General features: G+C 35.2%; 25 protein-coding genes and 2 pseudogenes. 7 read left to right on the plus strand and 20 right to left on the minus strand.

Features of this window, described 5'->3' with window-relative positions:
• Positions 1-123: 123 nt before the first annotated feature.
• From NST77_RS16930 to NST77_RS16940, 3 genes are all read left to right on the plus strand, one after another.
• The gene (locus NST77_RS16930; RefSeq protein ID WP_341123256.1) at positions 124-327 is read left to right on the plus strand and encodes a hypothetical protein; all 204 of its coding nucleotides are present in this window, start codon (positions 124-126) and stop codon (positions 325-327) included.
• 20 nt (positions 328-347) lie between these two features.
• The gene (locus NST77_RS16935; protein ID WP_341123257.1) at positions 348-1,277 is read left to right on the plus strand and encodes a glycosyl hydrolase; all 930 of its coding nucleotides are present in this window, start codon (positions 348-350) and stop codon (positions 1,275-1,277) included.
• Positions 1,278-1,571: 294 nt separating this feature from the next.
• A complete protein-coding gene (locus NST77_RS16940) occupies positions 1,572-3,974 on the plus strand; it encodes a glycoside hydrolase family 2 TIM barrel-domain containing protein (protein ID WP_341123258.1) in 2,403 nt (800 codons plus the stop codon).
• 183 nt (positions 3,975-4,157) lie between these two features.
• On the opposite strand, the gene NST77_RS16945 is transcribed toward NST77_RS16940, so the two are convergent.
• Positions 4,158-5,123 carry an iron-hydroxamate ABC transporter substrate-binding protein gene (locus tag NST77_RS16945; RefSeq protein ID WP_095329787.1) on the minus strand — a complete coding sequence of 322 codons (966 nt, stop codon included), beginning with the start codon at positions 5,121-5,123 and terminating at the stop codon, positions 4,158-4,160.
• Between the two features lie 195 nt (positions 5,124-5,318).
• Between NST77_RS16945 and NST77_RS16950 the strand changes: the two genes are divergently transcribed.
• Both NST77_RS16950 and NST77_RS16955 read left to right on the plus strand, forming a co-directional pair.
• Entirely contained in the window at positions 5,319-6,356 is a 1,038-nt protein-coding gene (locus tag NST77_RS16950; protein WP_095329786.1) for a FecCD family ABC transporter permease, read from the plus strand.
• On the plus strand, positions 6,356-7,372 hold the full coding sequence (locus tag NST77_RS16955) for a FecCD family ABC transporter permease (protein WP_095329785.1): 1,017 nt from the start codon (positions 6,356-6,358) through the stop codon (positions 7,370-7,372). The genes NST77_RS16950 and NST77_RS16955 overlap by 1 nt, the downstream gene beginning before the upstream one ends.
• 55 nt (positions 7,373-7,427) lie before the next feature.
• On the opposite strand, the gene NST77_RS16960 is transcribed toward NST77_RS16955, so the two are convergent.
• The 5 genes from NST77_RS16960 to NST77_RS16980 form a co-directional block, all read right to left on the minus strand.
• Positions 7,428-8,150 (minus strand): LytR/AlgR family response regulator transcription factor, encoded by a 723-nt coding sequence (locus NST77_RS16960; protein ID WP_095329784.1) that lies wholly within the window; start codon positions 8,148-8,150, stop codon positions 7,428-7,430.
• A gap of 397 nt (positions 8,151-8,547) precedes the next feature.
• Complete coding sequence (locus NST77_RS16965; RefSeq protein ID WP_341123259.1) at positions 8,548-9,267, minus strand: EAL domain-containing protein; 720 nt, start codon at positions 9,265-9,267, stop codon at positions 8,548-8,550.
• A gap of 246 nt (positions 9,268-9,513) precedes the next feature.
• Positions 9,514-10,215, minus strand: coding sequence for a LytTR family transcriptional regulator DNA-binding domain-containing protein (locus tag NST77_RS16970; RefSeq protein WP_164464081.1), 702 nt, complete (start codon positions 10,213-10,215; stop codon positions 9,514-9,516).
• Between the two features lie 235 nt (positions 10,216-10,450).
• Positions 10,451-11,017 (minus strand): TetR/AcrR family transcriptional regulator, encoded by a 567-nt coding sequence (locus NST77_RS16975; protein ID WP_341123260.1) that lies wholly within the window; start codon positions 11,015-11,017, stop codon positions 10,451-10,453.
• A gap of 2 nt (positions 11,018-11,019) precedes the next feature.
• Entirely contained in the window at positions 11,020-11,718 is a 699-nt protein-coding gene (locus NST77_RS16980; protein ID WP_095329780.1) for an MBL fold metallo-hydrolase, read from the minus strand.
• Between the two features lie 649 nt (positions 11,719-12,367).
• On the opposite strand from NST77_RS16980, the pseudogene NST77_RS16985 reads away from it, so the two are divergent.
• Both NST77_RS16985 and NST77_RS16990 read left to right on the plus strand, forming a co-directional pair.
• A pseudogene (locus tag NST77_RS16985) lies at positions 12,368-12,571 on the plus strand (oxidoreductase); the annotation flags it as partial.
• A pseudogene (locus NST77_RS16990) lies at positions 12,568-12,708 on the plus strand (type Z 30S ribosomal protein S14); the annotation flags it as partial. The pseudogenes NST77_RS16985 and NST77_RS16990, both read left to right, overlap by 4 nt.
• 107 nt (positions 12,709-12,815) lie before the next feature.
• Here the strand turns inward: NST77_RS16990 and NST77_RS16995 are convergent.
• The 14 genes from NST77_RS16995 to NST77_RS17060 form a co-directional block, all read right to left on the minus strand.
• Entirely contained in the window at positions 12,816-13,427 is a 612-nt protein-coding gene (locus NST77_RS16995; protein WP_095329777.1) for an AAA family ATPase, read from the minus strand.
• Between the two features lie 99 nt (positions 13,428-13,526).
• On the minus strand, positions 13,527-14,390 hold the full coding sequence (locus NST77_RS17000) for a class II fructose-bisphosphate aldolase (RefSeq protein WP_095329776.1): 864 nt from the start codon (positions 14,388-14,390) through the stop codon (positions 13,527-13,529).
• Positions 14,391-14,417: 27 nt separating this feature from the next.
• Positions 14,418-14,813, minus strand: a complete 396-nt coding sequence (locus tag NST77_RS17005) for a hypothetical protein (protein ID WP_095329775.1) — start codon at positions 14,811-14,813, stop codon at positions 14,418-14,420.
• A gap of 31 nt (positions 14,814-14,844) precedes the next feature.
• Entirely contained in the window at positions 14,845-16,134 is a 1,290-nt protein-coding gene (locus tag NST77_RS17010) for a PTS sugar transporter subunit IIC (RefSeq protein WP_095329774.1), read from the minus strand.
• 25 nt (positions 16,135-16,159) lie between these two features.
• Positions 16,160-16,468, minus strand: a complete 309-nt coding sequence (locus NST77_RS17015) for a PTS sugar transporter subunit IIB (RefSeq protein ID WP_095329773.1) — start codon at positions 16,466-16,468, stop codon at positions 16,160-16,162.
• 38 nt (positions 16,469-16,506) lie between these two features.
• A complete protein-coding gene (locus tag NST77_RS17020; protein ID WP_095329772.1) occupies positions 16,507-18,630 on the minus strand; it encodes a BglG family transcription antiterminator in 2,124 nt (707 codons plus the stop codon).
• 545 nt (positions 18,631-19,175) lie between these two features.
• On the minus strand, positions 19,176-20,177 hold the full coding sequence (locus NST77_RS17025; RefSeq protein ID WP_095329771.1) for an LLM class flavin-dependent oxidoreductase: 1,002 nt from the start codon (positions 20,175-20,177) through the stop codon (positions 19,176-19,178).
• A 203-nt stretch (positions 20,178-20,380) separates the two neighbouring features.
• Positions 20,381-21,328: a dTDP-glucose 4,6-dehydratase gene (rfbB, locus tag NST77_RS17030; RefSeq protein WP_341123263.1), complete on the minus strand. Its 948-nt coding sequence runs from the start codon at positions 21,326-21,328 to the stop codon at positions 20,381-20,383.
• Between the two features lie 296 nt (positions 21,329-21,624).
• Positions 21,625-22,563 (minus strand): LCP family glycopolymer transferase, encoded by a 939-nt coding sequence (locus NST77_RS17035; protein ID WP_095329813.1) that lies wholly within the window; start codon positions 22,561-22,563, stop codon positions 21,625-21,627.
• A gap of 161 nt (positions 22,564-22,724) precedes the next feature.
• A complete protein-coding gene (locus tag NST77_RS17040; protein ID WP_341123264.1) occupies positions 22,725-23,114 on the minus strand; it encodes a hypothetical protein in 390 nt (129 codons plus the stop codon).
• A 43-nt stretch (positions 23,115-23,157) separates the two neighbouring features.
• A complete protein-coding gene (locus NST77_RS17045; protein ID WP_095329765.1) occupies positions 23,158-23,763 on the minus strand; it encodes a hypothetical protein in 606 nt (201 codons plus the stop codon).
• A 142-nt stretch (positions 23,764-23,905) separates the two neighbouring features.
• The gene (locus NST77_RS17050) at positions 23,906-24,493 is read right to left on the minus strand and encodes a restriction endonuclease (protein WP_095329764.1); all 588 of its coding nucleotides are present in this window, start codon (positions 24,491-24,493) and stop codon (positions 23,906-23,908) included.
• A gap of 83 nt (positions 24,494-24,576) precedes the next feature.
• Positions 24,577-25,038 carry a GNAT family N-acetyltransferase gene (locus NST77_RS17055; RefSeq protein ID WP_095329763.1) on the minus strand — a complete coding sequence of 154 codons (462 nt, stop codon included), beginning with the start codon at positions 25,036-25,038 and terminating at the stop codon, positions 24,577-24,579.
• Positions 25,039-25,093: 55 nt separating this feature from the next.
• Complete coding sequence (locus tag NST77_RS17060; RefSeq protein WP_095329762.1) at positions 25,094-25,471, minus strand: hypothetical protein; 378 nt, start codon at positions 25,469-25,471, stop codon at positions 25,094-25,096.
• Positions 25,472-25,645 lie beyond the last annotated feature (174 nt).

Genomic DNA, 25,645 nt, shown 5'->3' on the forward strand with positions numbered 1-25,645 from the left:
TTGTTTTTTTTAGTAAAAGTAGTAAACTATCATTATAACAAAATATTTACATTTTCTTATCTTGAGCAAACACCATCTTCTTCCACTTGAAACAAACTCGAATTTCGAAAGGACGTACATTTTATGGACAAATGGATTAAGGAAGCTAGTGCTTTTATCGAAAGGAAAACGACCAAAAATGCAATCGATATTGGTGCATCCTTCCCTCATGCAACAAAGCAGGGTAAGTATGATAAGGAAAGCCCTCAATGGTGGACAGCAGGATTTTGGCCTGGGATTTTGTGGAATGTCTATCACGCGACTAATGAATGCGCTTTCAAAATTTAGCCATTCAGCTTGAGCATAAGATGGATTACTTATTAAATAATCCAAACAAAGTGGATCACGATATAGGATTTATGTGGACACTCACGAGCTTAGCCCGATACCAAATAACTGCTGATGAAACAGCGAAGAATACAGCACTTCTTGCTGCTAATATGCTGCTCGCACGTTTTAATAGTGCTGGTCATTTCTTTAAAGCATGGAACAATTGGCATGGGACTAATGATAATAGTGGCATTGTTATCATTGACAGCATGATGAATATGGGATTGCTTTTCTGGGCATCTGAAGAAACCGGTGATCTTCGCTTTATGGTGGCTGCAAAAGCTCATTGCGATATGGTCTTAAATCACTTTATTCGGAACGATGGTTCTGTTCATCAAATGGTTAGATTTAATTCTTTAACAGGTGAATTAATAGAAAAACTTGGCGGTCAGGGGTATTCAAAAAATAGTTCATGGTCTCGTGGATGTAGTTGGGCTATATTTGGTTTTGCGATTGCCTATCATTATACGAAAGAAGAACGCTACTTATCTAGTGCAATGAAAGTAACGAACCATTTCGCGTTACACCTGCAACATGACCCTATTCCTCTTTGGGATTTTCGAATTCCTTCCCATACTGATGGAACGAAATATGACTATCGAGATTCCTCTGCTTCTGCAATAGCTGCTTGTGGCACCTTATTAATTTCCCAATATGCACCTTTGGAGGAAAAAAGATTTTACTTAGCTTTCGGAAGGGACTTATTAAAACGACTATACGAACACGCAGCAACAATAGAAGATGATCAAAATCAAGCACTCATTATTCACGGAACAAGTCATTGGCCAGAGAAAAAAAATTTAGATACTGGCTTAATTTACGGAGATTACTTCTTTACGCAAGGTATCTATGCACTCAATGGTATTAACAATAACTTTTGGTTAGGAGATTCTTGGAATGTACTTTAATACAATTTAATTTAATTTAATGCTTAAGCTGTTGAAAGAACAATTTTTGATCCTGTGCCACACCTATATAGTATTTACTAAGACAATTCTTCCTGCTCTTTGCAGAAAGGTAAAAAAACCATAGCAATCCTGTAACACGAGAATCGCATGAGAAATCATACTCTTCCTATCATTATGGGGGAAGAGTCAAAAAGAAAACACTTACTCACTTGAAAACTAGTGGTCTATTAGAAAATAGTTTAAGAAAAAGTATCAATATACAAATTATATTTTTCGAAAGAGAGTGTTCATAATATGAGAAACTATAAAATTTCTAACTGGTTATTCTTTCAAGGCGATGATTCTAATGCTTGGCAAAAAGATTATGAGGATAAATCTTGGCAACCCGTAACCGTCCCACATGACTGGAGCATTACCATGCCATTTAGTAAAAATAATTCTAGTGGTACTGGTTATTTACCTGGAGGAATTGGCTGGTACAGATGTCATATCCCATTAACAGACTTTACCAATATCGATAATAGTGTTGTTCAATTGACCTTTGATGGTGTTTATAAGAATGCTCAAGTGTGGATTAATGGATACAATCATGGCATTCGACCATCTGGATACTCGTCCTTTACCTTTGATTTAACAGAAATTCTTCCGTATACACCAGATAATGAATTAGTCATTGCAGTAAGAGTTGACCATTCAGATATTGCTGATTCTCGTTGGTATAACGGATCTGGGATTACTAGAAATGTTTGGCTGGAAATACATGATTACATTTATATCCCAAAATACGGAACTACATTCTCTACACTAGAGACCAAAACAGATGTCTCCAACATTCGTATTCAGCATTTAATCACAAATACATATCCTGCTGCTAGTGATGTAAGAGTTGTGAACGAATTAGTTTCTATCGATGGGGAACAAACCTATTGTTTTGAAAAGAAAGTAAAACTAAATCCACAGGAAACGTCGAATATTACATTTAATGAAAAACTAGATAATCCCAAATTATGGACAACTGATGAACCAAATCTATATATGCTCCATACTCATCTATATTATGAAGCAGACGACAACAAAGTCCATTCAGCCTATACTAATCACGTAGGAATTAGAACTTCTCAATTTGATGTTAATAAAGGATACTTCCTTAATAACCAAAATATGAAATTAAAAGGTGTGTGCCTTCATGAGGATGCTGGCTGCTTTGGGACTGCTGTGCCTGTAAGTGTATGGGTAAGAAGGCTTTCTAAGTTAAAAGAAATGGGATGTAACGCAATTCGCATGGCTCACAACCCACATGCTCCTGAACTGTATACCCTATGTGATATTCTAGGTTTTCTAGTTATTGATGAAGCCTTTGATGAATGGGAAAACCCCAAAAACAAATGGTGGCAAGGGCATAATGTTTATCCACCTAAAATCGAAGGCTATGCTCATCATTTTCCAAATTGGCACCAAGATGATTTAAAAAATATGATCATCAGAAATAGAAATCATCCTTCCATCATTGCATGGAGTATTGGCAACGAAATTGATTATCCTAATGACCCCTATGCAAATCCTTTATTTGAAGAAATGACAGGTAATAATGATGCGAACAAACCAGCTCAAGAAAGAATTTATAATCCAAATAGGCCAGATACTACTAGACTCACAACAATCGCCAATAGATTAATTAAAACGGTTAAGTCGATTGATGATACAAGACCTGTAACTTTAGCTGCAGCTTTTCCAGAATTGTCCAGCCAAACTGGCTTATTAACTGAAGTCGATTTAAAAGGATACAATTATAAAGAGCATCTTTATGAGGAACATCATAAAATGTTCCCAAACCAGCCAATCATAGGCAGCGAAAATGGACATGGATATTCACAATGGAAGATTGTTCGAGATACTTCTTATATATCAGGACAGTTCTTATGGACTGGTATCGATTATCTTGGAGAAGCTCATGGATGGCCCATACACGGATCCGCAGCAGGAGTATTAGATTTAGCCGGAAATGAGAAAACACGTTATTTTCTTCGGAAAAGCTGGTGGACAGAGGAACCTATGATTTATTTAGTTACTCGTCCATTAGAAACTAATACGAATAATCATTCTCAGATAAAGGAACTATCGAAAAAGTGGGATTACTGTATAGGTGAAAAAGTAGAGGTCATCTGTTTTTCCAATTGCGAGCAAGTTGAAGTAGAGCTAAATGGAAATAGGATACCATTAAAGTTTGATGAAGACTTTGGTTATTTTGTTACATATGTAGCTGCAACAGAGTCTCCTATCAAAGCTTTGGGATACAAAGGAGATAAAGTAGTCGCGGAGGAATTAGCCCCTGTTTTATCCCCAGCACAATTAAAATTAGATATATGGGAAATACCAGAAATATATAAGAATGTCTTACAATCAGTGTTTCCTAATATAACTCAGGACGTCATCCAAATAGAGTGCTCCCTTCTAGATAGAAGTGGAAAGTTATCAGATTATAGTCAGAAAGTAGCCGTTTCTGTGCAAAATGGAAGACTCTTAGGAATAGAAAACGGAAAATTAGATGACATAACCGATTACACCGAGCCTTTTAGAACATCAAATCATGGTAAATTAGTTATCTATGTCCAAAAAAATGGGGATAGTGAAACTCAAGTAAAAGTGGAAACAGATGGAATCAGAGATACTTTATTTACTTTAAAAACAATTAATTAGCGATTAATATATTGCTGAAGCTTTAGTGCAACATATATACTGGATTTCCGCTTGCAGATACTCTAGAGGATAAATTATTCGTTTTTTAAACATTTTTCATAAAAATAAAAGGCCAAGTAAAAGTATTTCCACTTCTACTTGGCTTTTTTATGGAGAAAGTCCTCCGAAGAACGTTCCCTCTGCTTATTTCACTAGACTTTCTACTACGTCGTCAATGATTTGTGTATTGGCGATTGGACCCGAGTATAGCCAGCTTGTGTCTGGACCGTATTCATAAATATTTCCTTTTTTCACGGCTGGAATATTAGACCATAAGGAATCTTTTAGCACTTCTGCTCCTTCGCCATCACTGTTGATTAAGAAAAGATGATCGGCATCCAATTGAGCTAGTTTTTCTAATGAAATAGCTGACCAGTTTCCTGTTGCGGTAGCGGATATTTCTTTTACTACTTCTGGAACCTTCAAGCCTAAATCGCCATATAGAACCGCTCCGCTTGATACATTTTCTCCCACAATAAATAATTTATTCGATACAAGCCAGATTGCTGCTGCTGATTCATCCTTAATAGATGCTTGAATCTTCCCTTTTGCATCTTCTGCCTTTTGGTCATAGTCTGCTAATACTTTTTCTGCCTCGTCCTTTTTGCCAATTACTTCTCCAATTGTTTGAAGTCTCTTGCGCCAGTCGTTATTATTTTCCTTTGAAACAACATAGGTAGGAGCAAGTTTCGCGTATTGATCATATTTCGCTCCCTCTACTTGTGCGCCCGATGACATTAATACTAAATCAGGAGCAAAGCTGGACACTGCCTCATAAGGCAATGAAGAGTCAATAGTTGGAACATCTTTTAACGAGTCTTGCAGATAAGCTTGAACTCCTTTTCCTTCTCTAATGGACCATTGAGCAACTGGCGTTACCCCTAATGATACTAAATCATCTTCTAAGTAAGAACCGATAATTCTTTTTGGCTCTGCCGGAACTTTCACTTCATTTCCGATAGCATCTGTTAATGTTCGTTCCTTTGTTTCTTGGGAAGCACCATTTTCTTTATTGTTATTTTCTTTACTATTATTTCCACATGCCGCAAGAACAGTGAAAACTAGTAGTAAACAAATAAATAATACCGATTTCATTTTCCGGTTATTCATTACGTATCCTCCTAATAGGTTATGTTATATTTAAATTATAAATGATAACGATTATCACTTTCAATAATAATATCGATTTTCAATTAATTTTATAGTAAAATTAATTGAAATGTTTCCGATATCCATTATTATTTAACCATTTACATACTATTATTTACTATTTTTCTCTCTATTTTATTAGAAAGTGGGTTCCTCATGAGTAAAAGTAACTCTATTGAAAATGATCAAGCTGCCATATTTAGACCAAAAGCTGCCACTTTGGTTCTCATAATTGGTCTTATAATGCTTTTCTTTTCTATTTGCATGTCCATCATTTTAGGAGTAGCCGATATTAACCTATCAACAGTTATACAAGGACTATTTCATTTCGATAATACGTCCACTGCTCATCAAATTGTTTATCGTTTACGCCTGCCAAGAGCACTTGCTGCAACCTTTATCGGAGCAAGCCTTGCTGTATCTGGTGCCATTATGCAAGGGATGACGAGAAATGCACTCGCTTCCCCTTCTATAATGGGGGTAACATCTGGAGCTATGTTTGCTGTATCGATTGCCTTTGCTTTTCTGTCTGCTGTTTCCAATATGACTATTATGCTCTTTGCATTCATTGGCGCAGGTTTAGGGGCAGCTTTAGTCTTCTTGATTGGCGCACTCTCCAAAAGAGGATTAACACCAATGAAATTAGCACTCGCTGGTACTGCTATTAGTGCCTTTCTTGGTTCCATTTCCACTGGAATTGCCCTTCGCTTTGATGTAGCAAAAGATATTAGCTTTTGGTATGCAGGAGGAGTAGCTGGAGTACAATGGATTAATGTAAAATTACTTATCCCTGTAGCTATACTAGGACTAATTCTCGCTTTTTTCATTAGTAAATCTATTACCATTTTAAGTTTAGGTGAGGATATTGCTGCTGGTTTAGGCCAAAAGGTTGGTCTAGTGAAATTATTAGGGACGATTGTCGTTTTGCTTTTAACTGGTGCTGCTGTGGCAGTCGGGGGAACTATTGGGTTTGTAGGACTCGTTGTTCCCCATATTGTTCGTTTTATTGTAGGATCGGATTATCGATTAATTATTCCTTGTTCGGCAGTTGTTGGTGCTCTTTTGTTAGTGCTGTCAGATATCGTTGCCCGTTTGATCCACCCTCCTTTTGAAACACCATTAGGAGCGATAACAGCGGTAATTGGCGTTCCTTTCTTTCTATATTTAGCACGTCGAGAAGGGAGGGGTCTGTAATGTCTTCTTTAAAATTAGCGAACAAAAAAATATATATTGTTAGCACCACCTTACTTACTGCTCTCGTTTTAGTCTTTATTCTAAGTCTAAATATGGGAACCATAAAAATTAGTCCGATGGAAATGATAGAAGCTTTTACCGGTAAAGGCACTGTTCAAAACTTTAATATTCTATATAACTTTCGATTACCTCGTTCTGTAATTGCCGTTTTAATAGGAATGGGTATGGCGATTGCTGGAGCAATTTTACAAGGGGTTTCGCGAAATAGTCTAGCAGATCCAGGTATTATAGGCATCAATTCTGGAGCTGGATTTGCCGTTATCCTTTATATCTTCTTTATTCAAGGAAGTGCCTTTCAAGCAGGTCCATTATCAGTTTATATCATGCCATTTTTTGCACTTGCCGGAGCTCTAATGGCTGCTGCACTCATCTACATCATTGCATGGAAGGATGGGGTTACGCCTGTTCGCCTAGTATTGGTCGGTATCGGCATTAACGCTGCTTTCGGTGCTTTAATCATCATTTTTCAATTGATGATGGACCCCCGGGATTTTACTCAAGCAACAATTTGGCTTTCCGGAAGTATTTGGAGCGCAAGTTGGAGTTATGTTCTTGCCCTTTTACCGTGGATTCTTATTCTTGTTCCAATTGCAATTAGTAAATTCCAATCCATTAATTTACTACAGCTAGGTGATAATCTGGCAAAGGGTCTTGGTGTTTCGATTGAAAGAGAGCGAGGATTACTTTTGCTGCTTGCTGTCGGACTTTCAGGAGCATGTGTATCAGTTGGCGGAGGAATCTCTTTTTTAGGGCTTCTTGCACCACATTTAGCAAGAATGCTAGTTGGTCCAAAACACCAACGACTCCTGCCGATAGCGGCCCTAATAGGAGCACTTCTCCTGTTAACATCTGATATCATCGCCAAAAGTCTCATGGTTGGCTCAGAAATACCAGTTGGGCTCGTTCTATCCTGTTTAGGTGCTCCATATTTTATCTATCTTCTAATTAAAGAATAAGGAAGCAGAGCCACGGTTCCTGCTTCCCTTTTTATGGTAAAAGAATATCCCCCTCTTATTGAATCAGCAAGGAATGGACTTCTCGTATTTTTAATTTTGATATGTTTGCACGCTTATCTGTTCCAGAGAAATAGGCTAAATAGGATTCTCCGAATAATTCAATGCGAACAATTTTCTTTAAATTAACAAGAAAGGAACGATGGGTACGATAAAAATACCACGGCAATCTGTCTACGAAGGAGAGAAAGGTTTCTGACGTTTCATATGACTTCTTGATTGTATGTACCATTGTTTTTCGTGCGATTATTTCTATATACAAAATTTCTTCTATTGGGATATAAACAAATCGATTACTTAATTTAATTAAGATCCGCTTTCCCTTCCCTGTATGAATCTGTCTTCTACTTTTAGAATAAGAATCCTTTATTTTATATAAAAGGGATAGGAAGGATGATTCCATAATAGGCTTCTGCAAATAACCAACAGCTGAATAATTAAATGCTTCAATTGCCATTCTCTTATCCTTGCCTACTAAAATAAGCTGGAAATCGGGGAGATAATCTTTATAGGCACTATTAAAAATAGTGGAATGGATAGATGGTAAGTCATAATCAACAATTATAATATTAGGCTTCGCTCGATAAATTAATTCTAATAATTCTTCTCCAGTCTTTGCTTCTCCTATTATTTTAAAACTAGAATGGATAGCAATCAAATGATGGATAGATGAATTAATAGGCGAATCGATACAAGCTACCGCTATCGTTAGCGTTTCCATTCTTTCTCCTTTCTATATAAGACAACTACCTCCTGATGTTCCATCTCATTAACTCCCTATTCACTGATGAAACTATCGGAATCACCTATGCAGCACGAAGAATCAAAAAAGTATCGCATCCCCTGTATTTTTCCCTGTAATAGATACTCATCCAACAGCCCTTATTTAAATGCCTCATATAACCTTATGTAAATATAACTTTATTTTATTCATAATTTCAATGTCATTCTATGATTCTCCGACTTTTTATGATTCCTTTATATAAAAAAGCTGCCATAAGATGTTTGATCACATGTAAATAGTTGAGATCTAAACACAATGATACGGCAGCGTGCTTTTTCTATAAAAAACATTTATGTTAGTCCTTGTTTTTAATAAATAATCCATTAAAAACTAATTATACCAACATCTCCGGCTTTCCTAATAGAAACCCCTGGCCAAAAGGAACCTTCAATGCTTTAGTCATCGCTAAATCTGTTTCCTCTTCTATTCCTTCCAAGATGACCTTCATCATCTTCTCATCCGCAAAATCCAATAATAAGTGCACCAGTTTTTGTTTTTCAGCAGAAAAAGCCAAATTGTTGGAAAAATAGCGATCTAGTTTAAGATAGCTAGGAGCAATCTCTAAGATTTTCTCAAAATTTGCTATTCCTTTCCCAAAATCATCTAAAGCAATTTGAAACTGATTGTCTTTTAGAAAGGCAATTTTCTCCTTAAAAAGAGGGGAATTCCATAGCTCTTCTTCTAATACCGTTTCATTTAATTCAAAGATAATCTTCCCATTCATGGCTGGGAATTTTTCTAGTAAAGATAGAATTAATGATTCAAATGATTCATGTATGATAGTCGATGGAAATATATTGATAAATAGTGGCTTCTTTCTTCTTGATGAAAGTATCTGGTAGTGTTCGATCGTATCGTTAATAAGAAAGGTATCTAATTCAGATAAATAATTCTCTTTTCTCGCATCAGCGAAGAAAGCTTCTAACGAGATGTCTGGCTCTTGGGATATACGTAGCAATGATTCATATCCAATGATTTTCCATTCTTTTATATTCCAAATTGGCTGATATACATGATAAAACTTTTTGCTTTTTAATCTTGTTATTATATCCACTTAGGGTATCCTCCAAAATAAACGAAAAGTCCTGATTTTTCAAATTTATCTAATCATACAAGTAAATTTACCGATTCTGTCAGTATTTGTCTATTGAACTTAACGCCATTTAGACATAATTTTAGTCATTTCTGTATGAAAAAGATACATTTTAAACAGAACTTTAGTCATTTTAGAGTAGCTACATAAAATTCCATGTTTCGACATATTTAATTTTATTTAAAAGATATAAAAGTACTAGCTAGCTTATAAAAACAAAGATACTCTTTCCTTTACCTCATTAATTTTCAACTTTGATATTTTCGCTTGTCTGTTTACTCCATCAAAATAAGCAATATACGTTTCCTTATAGGGACTAATTTCTGTCACCTTTTCTAGATTGATAATATAGGAACGATGCGACAAAAAAAATGTATCATCTAATTGCGGTAATAATTCTCCGATATTCTCCCGAGTCTCCACTATTTCTGCGTCCGTATATATAACACATTTCTTGCCTATTTTTTCAATAAAATATATTTCTTCCTTTTTAATATAATACACGCCTTTATTATATTTAACTGGTAAATTGTTGAAAGAATATCTTTCTCTCTTGCTCGCTATTACTCGTTTTGCTTTTTCAATAGCTTTAGATAAACGAAAACTTCTGAATGGCTTGACCAAAAAATCAATAGCATCTAATTCCAAGGCTGCTAATGCATGCTTCTCATCTTCTGCTAAAAAAATAAAATGAATTTGGTCCCCTAGTTGATAACATTGCTTCATGACTTCCAGTCCGTTCATAGATGGTAAATCGACTTCTGTTATTATCAAATCAGGCTTCCACTTCTTATATTGATAAACTAAATCATTGCCGTTATCACACATGACAATAATTTTTATATCCTTATGATCCTTTAAATAATAACGAATACGAGCGATCACTCGTTTATCTTTATCGGCAATCATTACCCTAATTAACATAGTAACTCCTTTCTCTATGTTTCTATTAAATACAACAGGATAGAGTTATTTTCTTAAAACTTCTTCTCAAAAATCAATGTTTTTATCATTGCAAATAGTTAAGCAACTGAACTATTTTAACATGTTCCTTTTCTTTAAACCAAACAAAAGTCTTTAGTGAATTCTCCTACTTTTGCCATAAAAAAAGGGCGACTATAATAGTGACCCTTTCCACTTGCACTTATGAATGCTTTTCCAATCCTTCAATAAAAGTAGAAACCAAATAATGAAAGCTTTTATCTACCTCTATCGGCATGCCAAATCCTTGTTGATTTTCAATAGAGGCAAATCCATGAAGAATGCTCCTTAGCCCACGAATGGCATGAATGGTCTCTTCTTCGTTTAAGTCATATGGCTTTAATACTTCTATTAATAATTGAATGATTTGATTTGCAGCTGTTTGAATTTCCTCTCCTTTCTTCGATGCTGACTCGATAGTTAACATGTAGAGCCCTGGCTGCTCTCTAGCATAGGTTAAGTAGGCAAAACTTAGATTATGGATAGTCTCTTCTTTTTCCCCTTCCATTATTGCTTTCTTTAATAATTGATATAAACTTTCTAATGCTCGCAATGTTAACAGATTCATAATATCGGGAAGCCCCTTGATATGATTATAAAGGGATGGAGATTTAACCCGAAGCCGCTTAGCTAAATTAGCTATCGTTACTTCCTTTAATCCTTCCGTATTGGCAATTTCGATTGCCGTGACAATAATATCATTATGTGTTATTCCTGCTCTTGGCGTCATATTTATCCTCTTTCCTTTTGGAGTAATGATTCTATCAAAGGCTGTGGATTTTCGAGTAGATCTCCATGCCCAGTAGCTAAAAGACTAACATTTAGAGACATCACTTTCTTCGCACTTTCAATGGCTTTCTCTTTATTCCAGGTTGCCATTGCTGGAAAAGGAAAGAAAGACCGAAATTGACCACTTATAGCAAAGCCTCCTCTTGTATGAAAAGCATCTCCTGTAATCAAACTAGTATCTCGTTTATCGAGAAAACCAAAGCTCCCTGGTGTATGTCCTGGTAAAGAAATACTTATTAGTGAACCAATTTGATCCCCCTCTTTTATTAGCACATCTGGATTTGTCTTGATATTTTTAGGTAAACCGCCTTTTAAAACAAAGGGTTCCTCTTGCTTGTCAATAGTATGATCCCCGCCTAATATGCGAGCATCCCGTACAGATATATAGACTTTCACATCTGGTAATCTTTCTTTTAGAGCATCTAATGATCCAATATGATCTCCATGAGCATGAGTAAGAATAATCTTCGTAATCGGTTTATTCAGTTTTTCAGCAAATGCGAGAATTTTTTTATAACTAAAAGGCAAAGCAGTATCAATTAATGTTAATTCTTCCCCTTCCTCGACGAGATAGCAGTTCACTGGAAAAATTCTTGGCAAAAAAGTCAATTGATATAAATAATTATGGTGGATAATTCTCAATAGTCAAACCTCCTGATTAGAAAACTAATGGCATTAGTTTTATTTTAACTAATACCATTAGTTTTAGCAAGTCATTGTTTTCAAACAAAAAAATACTCTTCATCATACGAGAGTATTCAAAAAAAACAGCTTATGATTTGTTATCCTTTTAAATCTCTCTTTTTTTGCCGCAACGTACACACTTATTGGAGTAATAGCTAAATTTATGGCGTCTTTTAAAAAAACAGATAATGGAACCTAGTCTCACTTTATCATCTCCATCCCCCAATAAATAACTCAAGTATTCAATTATCTTATTCTGTGATGTTACGACTTTGAAAGATTTAAGCCGCTTCTATATATTGTATTCATTATATAACAACATATTAATAAGATAAAAGGTAACACTGTAAATTTACTGTATATTTTTAATATTTCAATAGTGATTTGTACAGCAACTCTTCTCTTTACTTATTTTATTTATATCATGCATAAAATATGTAAGATTTCATCTATTAAAAAAAATATTTTTCTAACAATCAATAGGATTTATTTTCAGCATCTTGTATATAATAAATCATTGGTGAAAGCATAATATTTGAATTAAAAAGTGTCTGGTGGTAAGTTTTTTAGATAAACATATATTTTTTTTATGAAAGAAGGCAAGAATATGAAGGATCTATTTTCTCCTTTTTCTTATAAAGGATTAGAATTAAAAAACCGAGTGGTAATGCCTCCAATGTGTCAATATTCAGTGGAGAAGAAAGATGGAATTGCAACGGATTGGCATTATGTTCATTATGTAAGCCGTGCGATTGGCGGTGCTGGATTAATCATTATTGAAATGACTGATGTAGAACCAGATGGCCGTATAAAGTACAAGAATATACGCGATGCGAACAATGCGGAAGACCTCATTCTGTATACCGCAAATTTAAATTATGCCGGATTTGCTTAAGAGAATTAGCCTACAAAGGCCAAATTCCTGGACTAAAAAAAGCAAGCTGGTAATATAGAGGAGAATCATGGGGATAGTTTTCTAATTCCCTTTCGTGGTTCTCTTCAAAAAGAGAGACAGTAAAACGTTCTCGTCGCTTCCCCCAATGATATATATGCTCCTATTCTAAACTTAGGTACGTTTCAACATTATCTATTAAATCCGTATAATTCACATTAGTATAATCGGTCACATCCACTTCAAAAAGTCTCCCTAAATTGAATGTGTTATAACCTCTTGTTTTACATCTTTCTATGAACTCTTCATAAGTTAGTAAGTTATCTGCTTTTTCTCTATTAGTTAAATAATCTCCCTTCTTATAAGAATTAACTATATGACTTAAGTGTCTAGTTGGATCTAAGTCTCGTTTTTGCTGACGCATATATAATATATCCAAATCTGCGATTAACCTAATGGTAATTACTTTATAGTTATAATTTCCGCTTAATTTTTCTAGATAAGTTTTTTGTTTATTGCTAAAAGGATAATCTGAAATAATACCGTTATCTCTTTTCATTTGCTTTTCCATTATTTCATAGTATTTTTCCCATGCTATTCTTTCAATTTGCTGCTTCTCTTTTATATTACGAAAGCCGTACCTATCGAAATAGTCCTCTTTTATATCGTCTGGTGAAATCCTGACTAAACCGCCAAGCTTCTTTTTAATAATATTACTTAGAAAGGTCTTCCCAGTTCCTGGATAACCCGCTAATAAAATTAAGACCCCATTCATTTCTAATCACCTCTTCCACTATTCATACAAGAAAAAAGAGTACTTTTTTAAATACTTGTACTCTCTTCTCGCAATAAGGAGCAATATTTTGGGTAATTATTAGACGTTATTTATAGCCCCTTCCTTATTCATGAAAATTTCTATTTTATGTTTTACAATTTCCTTTACAGCTTCATTACATGGAATAATATTGTGTCGCAGGGATTTATTTTCTTTTGTTTCATCAAAATATTTTTTTGCTGTTTTTGTCCAAGTCACCAGTAATTCTGTACCTACATTAAACTTCCGAATACCGTTATTTATTAATTCGTGAATATCGTTTTCCTTTACACCTGTTCCTCCATGAATAACTAAAGGTACATCTACTAATCTGTTGATTTCTTTCAATAGCGGTATATTTACATCTGTTTTTGATTTGTATTGTCCATGATTGGTGCCAATGGCAATTGCCAATGCATCTACTCCTGTTGCTTTTACGAATTTCAAAGCATCCTGCGGATCTGTATAAATTTTGTCACTCTCCTCCACATGAATTCCTTCTTCAGTTCCCCCGATAGTTCCTAACTCTCCTTCTACAGATACACCATGCTGGTGAGCATATTCCACTACTACACTTGTCTTCATAATATTTTCCTTAAAGGGCAAGTGAGAACCATCAAACATAACAGATGTAAACCCTTTATCTATCGCTTCTTTAATGTCATTGAAATCACGTGCATGATCCAAATGGAGAACTACATCTACCATCTCCTTAGTAGCCATAGACTTACAAACCGCTACTATGTTTTCATGCCCGATATATTTAGCCGTATCTATACTTGTTTGGATAATGATAGGTGCGCCCATTTCTTTTGCCGCCCGTATCATTTCTGGCAGCATCTCTAAATTATGTGCATTAAAGGCACCTACTGTATAATTTAGTGCCTCGGCTTTACGAGTAACTTCTTTTAATGTTGTATACATATTGTGATTTTCCTCCCTAAATAAGTATCACTTAACACCACGGGTAACATCTTTTGAAATTTGCATCAGCAGATCTATTTTATTCAAAAAAGTCTGTAAATTATCGACATCATTACTTTTCGCTGCTTCTGCTCTTTTCTTGTTATATAGCTTTAATAATGTTTTAAAGCTTTCTCCAATTGTTTTTTTCAGCTGAAGACTTTTTTCTAGTGAAGCTATTGCATTCTCTTCATCACCAAGCTCGTAATAGGCTAAACCTATTTCTTCAAAGACCCTTGCCTGATTCTCAATATTCAACGACTGTACTTCTATTGATTTTCTCGATATAAAACCTAATAATTCTTCTTTCTGATCCTCCGTAAGCTTCTTTTTCGATATGGTATTCTCGTTTTTATTTATCTCTGATTTTCTTTTAAACCACATAAGCATTCCCTCCAAATCCAGTTAATTCCTCTTAGAAGGCCTTCATTAATGGACCAATCAGCCATGCATATAATAAAGCAACTGTTACAGTATCTACATCTGTTGCTGTTGCATTGACAAATCCCATAGAGTTAAAAATGGTTACTAATAGTGCCGGTAATAAGGTGATAAAAAATCCGTGGAATATCCCTCCTATAATGGCACCTCGTCTTCCACCTGTTAGATTTCCAAAAATTCCTGCTGTCCCCCCTGCAAAGAAGGCGGTTAATATCCCTGGTAAAATCATCGCTAAACCAAAGACAGGAAGAACAAACATCGCAATGATTGATCCAATGACAGTCGTAATAAAACCAACAATTACCGCATTAGGACTGTAAGGAAAAAGAACTGGACAATCAAGCGCAGGCTTTGCATTTGGAACAACACGCATAGCTATCCCTCTGAACGCCGGGACAATCTCCCCTAATAACAAGCGCACTCCTGATAATAGTACATAAACTCCTACTACAAATTGGATGGATTGCAAGAATGCATACATGATATAATTCGTGCTTCCAGAAAAAGTAGAAGCAAATTCCTCACCGGCAAAAATAGCTGTAATAATGAATAGAGGAACCATCACTGTCATTAAGGAAAGATACGTATCTTGCAAAAATTCTAATTGAGAAGGCAGCTTTATATCTTCCACTGATTTTTTCTTTTCGCCTTTTTCCCCGAATACTTTTGCTACCCCAGCTTCAAAAACATAACCAATTGTACAAAAATGCCCTAATGCAATCTCATCCATACCCGTAATTTTTCGTACAAATGGCTGAGCAATTGCCGGCATAGCGACCGCAAAGATTCCTCCAATTAAACCGCCTACCAGTATTAATGCTAATCCGCGTAAGCCAGCAAAATATCCAAAAACAGTGGTCATAGTAGCCATCCATAATATCGCTTGACCTGTAAGGAATATATATTTCCATCTAGTGAATCGAGCTATTAGAATATTAAAAACAAATATAGCTAAAAAGGTAAGTGCAATATCGCGACCTAACCCCAATTCATTCATAGCCTGACCATTAATAGCCTCTATGGAGGGAATAATCCCTTGCATATGAAAGCCTTCTGTAAAAATCTCTCCGAAATACAGTAAACTTCCTACAATAATACTGGAGCCAGCTGATAAAACCATAAATCCTAACAATGTCTTTAAAGAGCCCGATATAATTTGTCCAGTCGATTTTTTTTGTAAAATAAGTCCAAGCATCGCAATTAAAGCGACCGTAATAGATGCTTGCGTTAAGATATTTTGGATGATAAAGTTTATGACGCTCATTTTTATCCCTCTCTCTACCTATTTATTAAGATAGCACACCTTTTTCTCGTAAAATCGGTGTTAGTTTTTCTTCAATTTCTTGTTTTGAAACAATATTTTTCAAATAGATGATGTGAGTTTTGGCAGGATCAATAGTGAACTTTTCGAATTGAGTCTGGAAGTTTTGTGCCGTAATAATAATGTCTGGTTTTGCTGCCGCGCTTGAGGAAATGTCACTGTGATCTAATTTTGCATTTACTTTTAGTTTATTTAACACATCCTCCGCTGCCATCTGACACGCAAAGCTGCTTCCTAACCCAGCACCACAGACAAATAAAATATTTAACTTTTTCAATTAGCATTCTCCTTTAACTTTTTAATAGTTTGATAGCATTAGCAAAGTCCATTTTTATTGCATGAATTCTTTTCAAACAACTCTTGCTTAAAAATAGCTAGATTATCTGCATGGATTAATCTTTCTACCTTTTGTTTATCATTTATCAAATCAACCAAGCTCTTCATTATGTTTAGATGAGAGTAAGAATCTACAGCTGCTAAGCAAAAAATAATTTTCACAGGATCATTTTCTTCATTTCCAAACATAATTGGTTCTTTCAATGTCATCACACTAATTCCTAATTCATTCACACCGTCTTCTGGTCTAGCATGCGCAAGCGCCAAGTTCTTCCCTATCACAATATAAGGACCGTATTCTTCAACAGAATGAATCATAGCCTCAATATATCTAGCTTCGATAACTTGCTCCTTTACTAAAGGGAGAGAGACTCGCTCAATCACCTCCTTCCAATCTTCACATTCTTGATGGAGTATAATATTCTTATCCCTGAGGATATCTTGTAACATTGGCTGAATCTCCCTTGTATTAAATTTCAAGCGGTGTTGTTTAAAGGTATCTACTAGGTTCAGATAGCTCTCCGCTGTTATCTTTGCACCGCACGCTTCCATTAAGGTTAGTATGTCCTGCAGCATCTTGGTTGCATCTCTTTCATTAGACACTAATCTTCTTTTTTCTTTATTTTGTTCTAAGAAAGCATCAATCTCTTTTTTATCACTTTCTCTTAATATAGGATTAAGCAAAAGGGAGGGTTTCTTAGAATATTCAATCGGAATGGTTGAGAAAATAATGTCTACATCTAACTTGTCGATAAAAGACAGTTCATAGGAACTCAAAACAGTGACTATCTCTATATTGAATTGCTCCTTTAAATTTGCCGCCAACAGCCTTCCTGTAGAAATACCGTGATTACAGACAACTACCGCTTGATAAATATACTGCTCCTCTTGCTTCATCCGACTTGTCGATGTAGAAAAATAAATAGTCAAAAAGCCTATTTCATCCTCTGATAATGGTTTCTTTATATAACTTTCTATATGATTACTAAATCCTGCTACAGCTTGATAAATCCAACTATAGGATTCCTTAATTGTCTCTTTTAATGGATTGAATACCTTTATGTCATTCCTTGCTCTACTGAGTAAGCCTGTAATATGTTTATACAATCCCTCATATAAATCTTCTTCTTCCAAAGAGAAAGGGATAAGTGTTACTTTCTCCACATGAGTGATTAGTTGAATTGTCAATAACTGTGCTGTAACCCAATCAAGTGAATTACTCATATCTTTCGAATCAAAAGATTCAATCGTAAAGGCAATATATTTCATTTCTGATAGGGAGGGATATAGCTTAAAGCGCTCACAAATATGATCGATAAAATCTCTTATTTGCCCTTCCGTTAATTCTCTTTTTCCTTTTACCGTATCACTAATGGTATTGCCATCATGTATCCGTCTGATCCAAATGGCTAAAAATAAGATAACTTGATTATGATATAAAGGATTAACATCTGGGTTCAACTGCTTCAATTGCTGGTTATACAATTGTGCAATAATCTTTATCCGTTCTCTTTCCAAATAGTTTAATACTAGCCTAGTCTCAAAATTAATTTCCTTCGGCATTCTGCTCGATAGCGTTATATAATCGAAATCTGTCCGATTATTAATGACATCAAAAAGCATCGACCGAATAGACCTTTCATCCCCTTGTAAAACAACTCCTTGCTTCGAAAGACTTACGACTTGAATACCATACTTTTTTAAATACTGACGAATCTTACGCATATCTTCATCCACTGTACTTTTAGATACTTGTAAGCGTCCTTCCATTTCATATAAGAGAGTGGTCTTACTAGTATCAGCAATATCTAAAAGTAATACTAAGAAACGCTCATCAGGATGGTAATATTCTTTCGTTCCTTCCGCATTCATTCGCTCCAATAAGGTTTGTGCATCTCTATGTGCCAGAGTAAGCTGCATTCCCTTCCCTCTTTTTGTGGTAACCAGTGAATAATTGTTGCTTTGGAGAAACTCATTAATTATCATTAATTCATTTCGCAAGGTTCGTTGGCTAATATGGTATTCATTACTTAAATCTTCTAAAGTTAAATACGTATTTGCCGTTAGAAGTCTTTTCAATACTTGTTTTGTGCGTTCCTTCATGAAAAGTAACCCCTTTCATAATTTGATTATAATTAACTGTTTATAAGAAGTTTAGTATATGTTTTTGCAACTTTAACTGGCAAAAATGTAAGCGGTTAAATAATTATTCATATGCATAGTTATTGCATCTTTATCTCATTATCAAAAAAATATGAAATATGATAAATTACATAATTGTAGGCGTAGAAAGTGTCCAGAAAAATCGAACTGGATCATAAATAGAAAGTTCAAATGTTAGTTATTTAAAAAAAGGGAGAACCATCCCTCCGCTTCCTCAAAACCCAAATAATCCCACTTTTTCCTATTACTTTACCGTTTAATCTGCTTCAAATCGTCTATATATAAGAAAAAGGGAGGCGTTATAGATGGTTAAAAATGAAGATTTAAAAAACAAAACAGTGGATCGTGATTTTAAAATAACAGAGGAACAAAAAGAGAAACAGCTAGAAAAGAAAAAAGAGGATAAAGAGAAATAATAATCATAAAAAAGGGTACTTGCTTCAGGAGCTAGTACCCTTTTTATGATTTAATTTATTGCTGAACCTTTATTTTCCCTCTACTACTTCTCTCAATATTTCATAAGATCGTTTCTGTTTTTCAGGGTCATAAATATAAGAAACTGCCATAATTTCATCGACATTAAAGCGTTCCTGAAAAGCTGTAAGCTGGTTGCGAACGGAATCTTTGCTTCCTAAAAGAGTCACGCTAGACATGGATTTGGCCATTTCTTCTTCCTGTGGATTCCAAAGACCATCTAAACTATCCACTGGTGGCTGAAGCGGCATTTGTGTTCCGCGCACAACATTTAGGAAAAATTGATGAGTAGACGTCTGTAAAACAGCTGCCTCTTCATCTGTTTCGGCGGCAATCAGATTTAAACAAACCACCATATATGGCTTATCCAAATACTTCGAAGGTTTGAAACGCTCACGATAAATCTTGATTGCATCTGCCATATATCTCGGTGCAAAATGAGAAGCAAACACATAAGGCAGTCCTAGACTTGCCGCTAAGTAAGCTGAATCTGTAGAAGAACCAAGAATATATATCGGTACATTTGTACCAACACCTGGATGTGCTTTTACATAGCCTTGATCCTCTTCAGGTCCAAAGTACGTTAGAAGAGCATTAACATCCTCTGGGAAGGTATAGACGGAATCCTTTTGCGAACGTCTTAATGCACTCGCAGTCAGCATATCAGTTCCAGGTGCTCTACCAAGTCCTAAATCTACTCGATTTGGATAAATCGTTGCCATCGTTCCAAACTGTTCGGCAACAACTAATGGAGAATGGTTTGGAAGCATCACGCCGCCAGATCCTACGATAATGCTGTCTGTGTGTTCAAGCGTATGCTTAATAAGAATTGCAGTTGCCGAACTAACAAGTGTAGATGTATTATGATGCTCTGCAATCCAATAACGTTTATAGCCCATTTTCTCTGTTGCTTGAGCTAAATCCACCATTGATTCAATAGCTTCTTTAGAAGTTTGTCCCTCTCGAATCGGGGCAAGGTTTAATACGGATATAGGTATATTTAAATTTGCCATTTTGCAAGATCCTTTCTTATTTAAGTCATTCTTAATCATATCAATTGCCTTACAGGAAAAAAAATTATTTGCTTGCGGAGCACCACAGGAATAGAAAAGGAAGGATAAATAGCCATATAACTCATGAAAATATTGTTCCCTATTCAGTCACAAACATCCTTATGATCCACTCTAAAAGAAGCAGAAGATACTCCCCTCTGCTTCTATTTATACCATTGGATAGTTTGGGCTATACCGGTTTGAAATGTAAAAGTTGGCTGCCAGCCTAAAGCTGTTATTTTTGTTGGATCGATGGCATATCGTTTGTCGTGGCCGAGGCGGTCCGGGACGAATTCGATTAAATCTTCTGACTTACCTAGTATGTTTATAATGGTTCTTACTACTTCTAAGTTTGTTCGTTCATTATGTCCACCAATGTTATAGACTTCTCCATTTTCGCCTTTATGGAGCACTAAATCGATGGCTGCACAGTGATCAAATACATGTAGCCAGTCACGAATATTCTTCCCGTCTCCATATATAGGAATCTTTTGATCGTTTAAAACACGAGAAATCGTCAAGGGGATTAATTTCTCAGGAAATTGATAGGGTCCGTAATTATTCGAACAACGGGTAATATTAATTGGCAAACCATATGTATGATGAAAGGCACGAACAAGCATATCTGAAGATGCTTTACTTGCACTATAGGGACTATTGGGTTGAAGTGGGCTATCTTCCGTAAAGAAAGAAGTGAAATCGAAGTCTAATTCTCCATATACTTCATCGGTTGAAACATGTAGAAACTTTGTTACGCCAATTGTTTTTGCCGCATCTAATAATACTTGCGTGCCAAGAACATTTGTCCTTACAAAAATTTCTGGATTTGTAATGGAGCGATCAACATGGCTTTCTGCTGCAAAATGTGTTACGTAGTCGAACCTCTCTTTTTCAAAAAGAGCAAGGATGGTATCTCTATCTACAATATCTGCCTTAATAAAATGATAATTCTTCTTTCCTTCTATTCTTTTATGCTTTATTAAATCACCTGCATATGTTAGTAAATCCAAATTATAAATTTCATAATCCGGATATTTATTCACCATATATTGAACAAAATTTCCTCCAATAAACCCTGCCCCACCTGTTACTAAGACCTTCTTTCTCGCCATTTCACTTACCTCCTTCTCTTTTATATATAAAGCATTTATCTCTCTTTACTATTGGAATACAGTATGTCTATAATTATTATAATGAAAATTTCCCTGCCAATATAGACAAACAAAAAAACACTGCTTTCTTCAGATTTTTGTTCATCCATATAAGAAAGAGCGGTTGGGTTATAAAAAGAAATTCCTATACTTGTAATTTGCAATTCATTGCATCCTTTTAGCAAAGACAGAGACAGGAGAATTGTCCCCCTAAAAAAGGTACTAGCTATTTTCAGCTAGTACCTTTTTATCCTTCTTTATTGTAAATTCTCACTCAACATATCATGCACTTTCGTTTTTTCTTCTTCTGGAACATTTAAATAATAGGTTTGTCCGGGAGGAGTGCCTTGTCCTTTTACTTCATATTGCTCTACAGATTTTCGCACATCACGGTAATTTTTCTGTATGGTCATCATTTGATCAAACGTAATGTTTGTTTTTACATTTACTCCAAGGGCATCTAGTATTTCATCAAAATGAGCTACTGTTGATATTCCTGTGGCCTTGTCAATAATAGCCGTAATGACTTCCCTTTGTCTATCATTTCGACCAAAATCACCATTTGGATCTAAATGACGCATTCTAACAAATCCCAATGTTTGTGGACCATCTAATGTTAAAGTTCCTTTTTTATAATGATAGCCTTTTTTATAATATCCTTCATCAATCCAATCCAAGTCATTTTGAACTGTAATTCCCCCAATGGCATCAACTAAATCACTTAGCGCTTCCATATTTACTTGGATATAATAATCCATTTTAACACCTGTAAAATTTTCTACTGTATCTTTAGCCATTTTCACCCCGCCATAAGCATAGGCAGAATTGATTTTTGTTACTCTCCCATCTCCAATAATTTCTGTTTTTGTATCACGAGGAATACTTACCATCTGCATTTTATCTTTATTTGGATTCAAAGTCATGACGATGAGAGTATCCGATCTTCCTACATCACCTTTTCTTTCATCCACACCCATAAGCAAAATAGAAATGGGTTTTGTATTATCAAGCTTTTCTTCTCTTGCTTTTTTTTCTAAATTCGAATCACCCTCAAGAGGATTATACATTTTGTTTGCTGTCTCTTCTACGCTATGATATAGATAAAATACATAAGACCCTAATCCAATAACAAGTATTCCAATAATTACTCCTAAAGTAATCCATATCTTTTTCTTTTTGCTTTTCCTTGTTCTCATTCTCGCTCTCACTTTCCTTGTTAAATTTTCGCTCATCCATTTTATTATAAAAAAATGAGAAAATGATGAAAATAAGGATGATTCTCCTAAATTTTCTAACAAGAAAGCAGGAGAACCGTCCCACCCTATCCTTAATAGACTCATTTTGCTTCTTCGTAATACTAGGACCAATAGAGTAGGCTGCAATCCTTTCCATCTGGCGCAGGCTCATTGAATTCATTCATAGATTTCAATTTTTGATAAGCATCCTCTCCGCGTGTCACTTCCAATACAGTTAAATCAAATTTTATGGGAAAGGACTCCCCTTTGTCATTATATAGTTCATCTTCAACCGTTACTGTCTTCTTAAATGGGACTGGATTGGTTCGAGAGCCGAGCTTCGACTTTGCTTCTTCTTTCTTATCTGACTTTTTTTTCTGCACTTCTTCTTGAGCTTCATCACTCTCTTTCATTTTTACATCCTTGGTATCTTGTCCACATCCTCCAAGAATAGTGATAATAAATAAACTAGTTAGACACAGCTTAAATGTATTTGGTAGATTCTTTTTCATGTTCATTCTCCTTACTTGCTCTATATTAAAAACGACCTTCTATTTATTTCGAATCTTCTTCTAAATCATCAGGATAAATAGTTTCATCCAAAACGTCTTTTGTAGCCTCGTCTTTTGTCAAAATCTTGACCTGATAATCATCGGGGTCTACTCCACTATACACTTGATACATCATGCCTGTTATTCCAAGGGTAAAAATAGCAAAACTATCCATACTATCTTCATATTTCTTTTTATCAACCACTAACGTAAATTCAGAAAATGCTTTATTATGCGTGATATCCTTAATCGACACATAATCATCACTCTCTTTTATTTCCTTAATGGATTCTTCTAAAGAAGCTTCCATTTCCTTCATCATCTCTTTATGCTTTGCCTTAGACATTTTATAGGTAAGGGAACCATCTTCATTTTTAGTAACTTTAATGCCCTCTTTTTCTACATCGGCAATTACGGAATCAATATCTTCCCCTTCAAACAAAGAGGCTGGCAGTGTGATTTCAACATTTGAAAGACCTTTATCCACATTCATCTTTTGTTCATCTGCTTGTTTGTTATTATCCGTATTTTCCTTTTTATCCTTATCTGCTGAACAAGCAACAAGCAATATCATACATACTGCTAGAAAAGCATACGTAAATTTCCTCATAAAAAATCCGCCTCCAAATCATTTTTAACAGAACCATTTCCATTATTATTCCTTTTTCCTATTTTCCAATACATCTAAAAAAGAAGCATAGAGATGGTTCTTCCGAAGACATAACTTCAGATGATCCGTCCCTCTGCTTCCCTTAAACGAGTAATAATTCCTTCATTTCTTTTTCTGCTTTGCTCAAACTACTTAACCAGCTTTCCACAAACTTAACACCGTCGATTAATTCAACATTTAATCCTTTGGCATATTCATAAGCTGCCGGTGTAAAGCTGCCTGTTGTAATAACATATCCACCTTGAGCTCCTCGTTTGATTATATTCGAATGAATCAGGGCAATTGAATCAAATGGTAAATCTTCTTGATAACATTTTACTTGCCCAAGAAACAATCCTTTTTCTGTTTCATGTTCAAAGTCTACTCCAAAATCACCTGTTGGAGGAGTCACCCATGTCGATCCGCCTCTTGTCTTCTCCATAATTTCCGCAGCAAACCTTTCAAATTGGAGAGGATCTTGTTTTAAATAAATGGAAGAATAGTCCTTGTCTTCTTCCTCTTTACAAAACCTCAAATAAAGCCCCATCGCCAAAGTCTTTTTTAACTCGTCACTTGACTCGATATGATTAGCCAGTAGAGCAGTCTGATATTCATTTTCTTTTTTCGTCCATAAATATTTCATAAAAGCCAAGATTAAAAGAATTGCTACTATAATCTCTATGTAGAACATTGCACAACACTCCCTGCATTATTAAAGGGTAAACAGGAATGCTGCTTTTTATACCGCCATTTGGTATTTAAATCTAATCTCCGTTACTTAATTTGCGCCATTCTTCCGTTTAATAACATATCAATATGGGGAATATTATCTTCTAAATACACTTCAGATATGGCTTGAAAGCCAAAAGACTGATAAAAGTTCCGCAAATAGTCCTGTGCCTGGATTTTTATCCTCTCTTCTTTTAACTCTTGCTTGGTATAATCAATTCCGCGACTTACAAGCTCTTCTGCAAACCCTTGTCCTCTATATTCCTTCTTCACAAAAATCCTCCCTAAAGAAGCCTCTGGATATGACACCCCTGGAGGTAAAATTCTTAAATACGCAACAATCTCCCCCTGTTTTTCAGCAAAAAGATGATACGATTCTAAATCCTTTCCATCTACCTCTAAATAAGGACAATTTTGCTCCACCACAAAAACAGCGGTTCTCTCTTTCAGAAGCGTATATAATTCCACATTTGTTAACTCATTAAATTTCTTTATATGCCATTTCACCTGTATATTTCCCCCTCTTTAGTCCTGAGAGGACCGATCGTACTAAAGGTATATCTCAGTAGTACCGTCCCTCCGCTTCCGCCATTTTCCTCCTCAGCTCAGCTGCCACCTCTGTTGGATTTTCAATTTGGAAAATGACATAGCGATACTTCTCATGGTTATCCAATTCGATGATTACGACTGGAATCCTTCCTTCGTAAGATAAAAAGTACCATTCATCTTGGTATTTATAAGAGCCCTCATATATATTTAACGGCGAAATAGAAGTTCCAGGCATACGAATCATCCATTTCGGTGGATCAAAATAATCAACAAACACACTTTTAATCATTCTATAGGGCAGCTTCACTTTATGCTTGAAAGTGAACAGCATCATTAATCCTCTTATCTTCAGTACTGCAGCATCCTCTTCAAAAATAATTTCCCTGTTCATTTGACTCCCTCCTAAAGAATGTCTCTATGTATTTACGAATTAACCAGGATTATGTTTCATCTACTATTGTATTACCCTAGATAGCATTTTCCAAATTAAACGAAAAAATGCTATATTTTATAAACAGCTTAAATTAAACTGAATAGTAAAAGATAGTGAAAAGTGTTTTAGCAA

It is taken from the genome of Niallia sp. FSL W8-0177 (assembly GCF_038006285.1).
In the GTDB taxonomy this organism is placed as follows: Bacteria; Bacillota; Bacilli; order Bacillales; family Cytobacillaceae; genus Niallia; species Niallia circulans_A.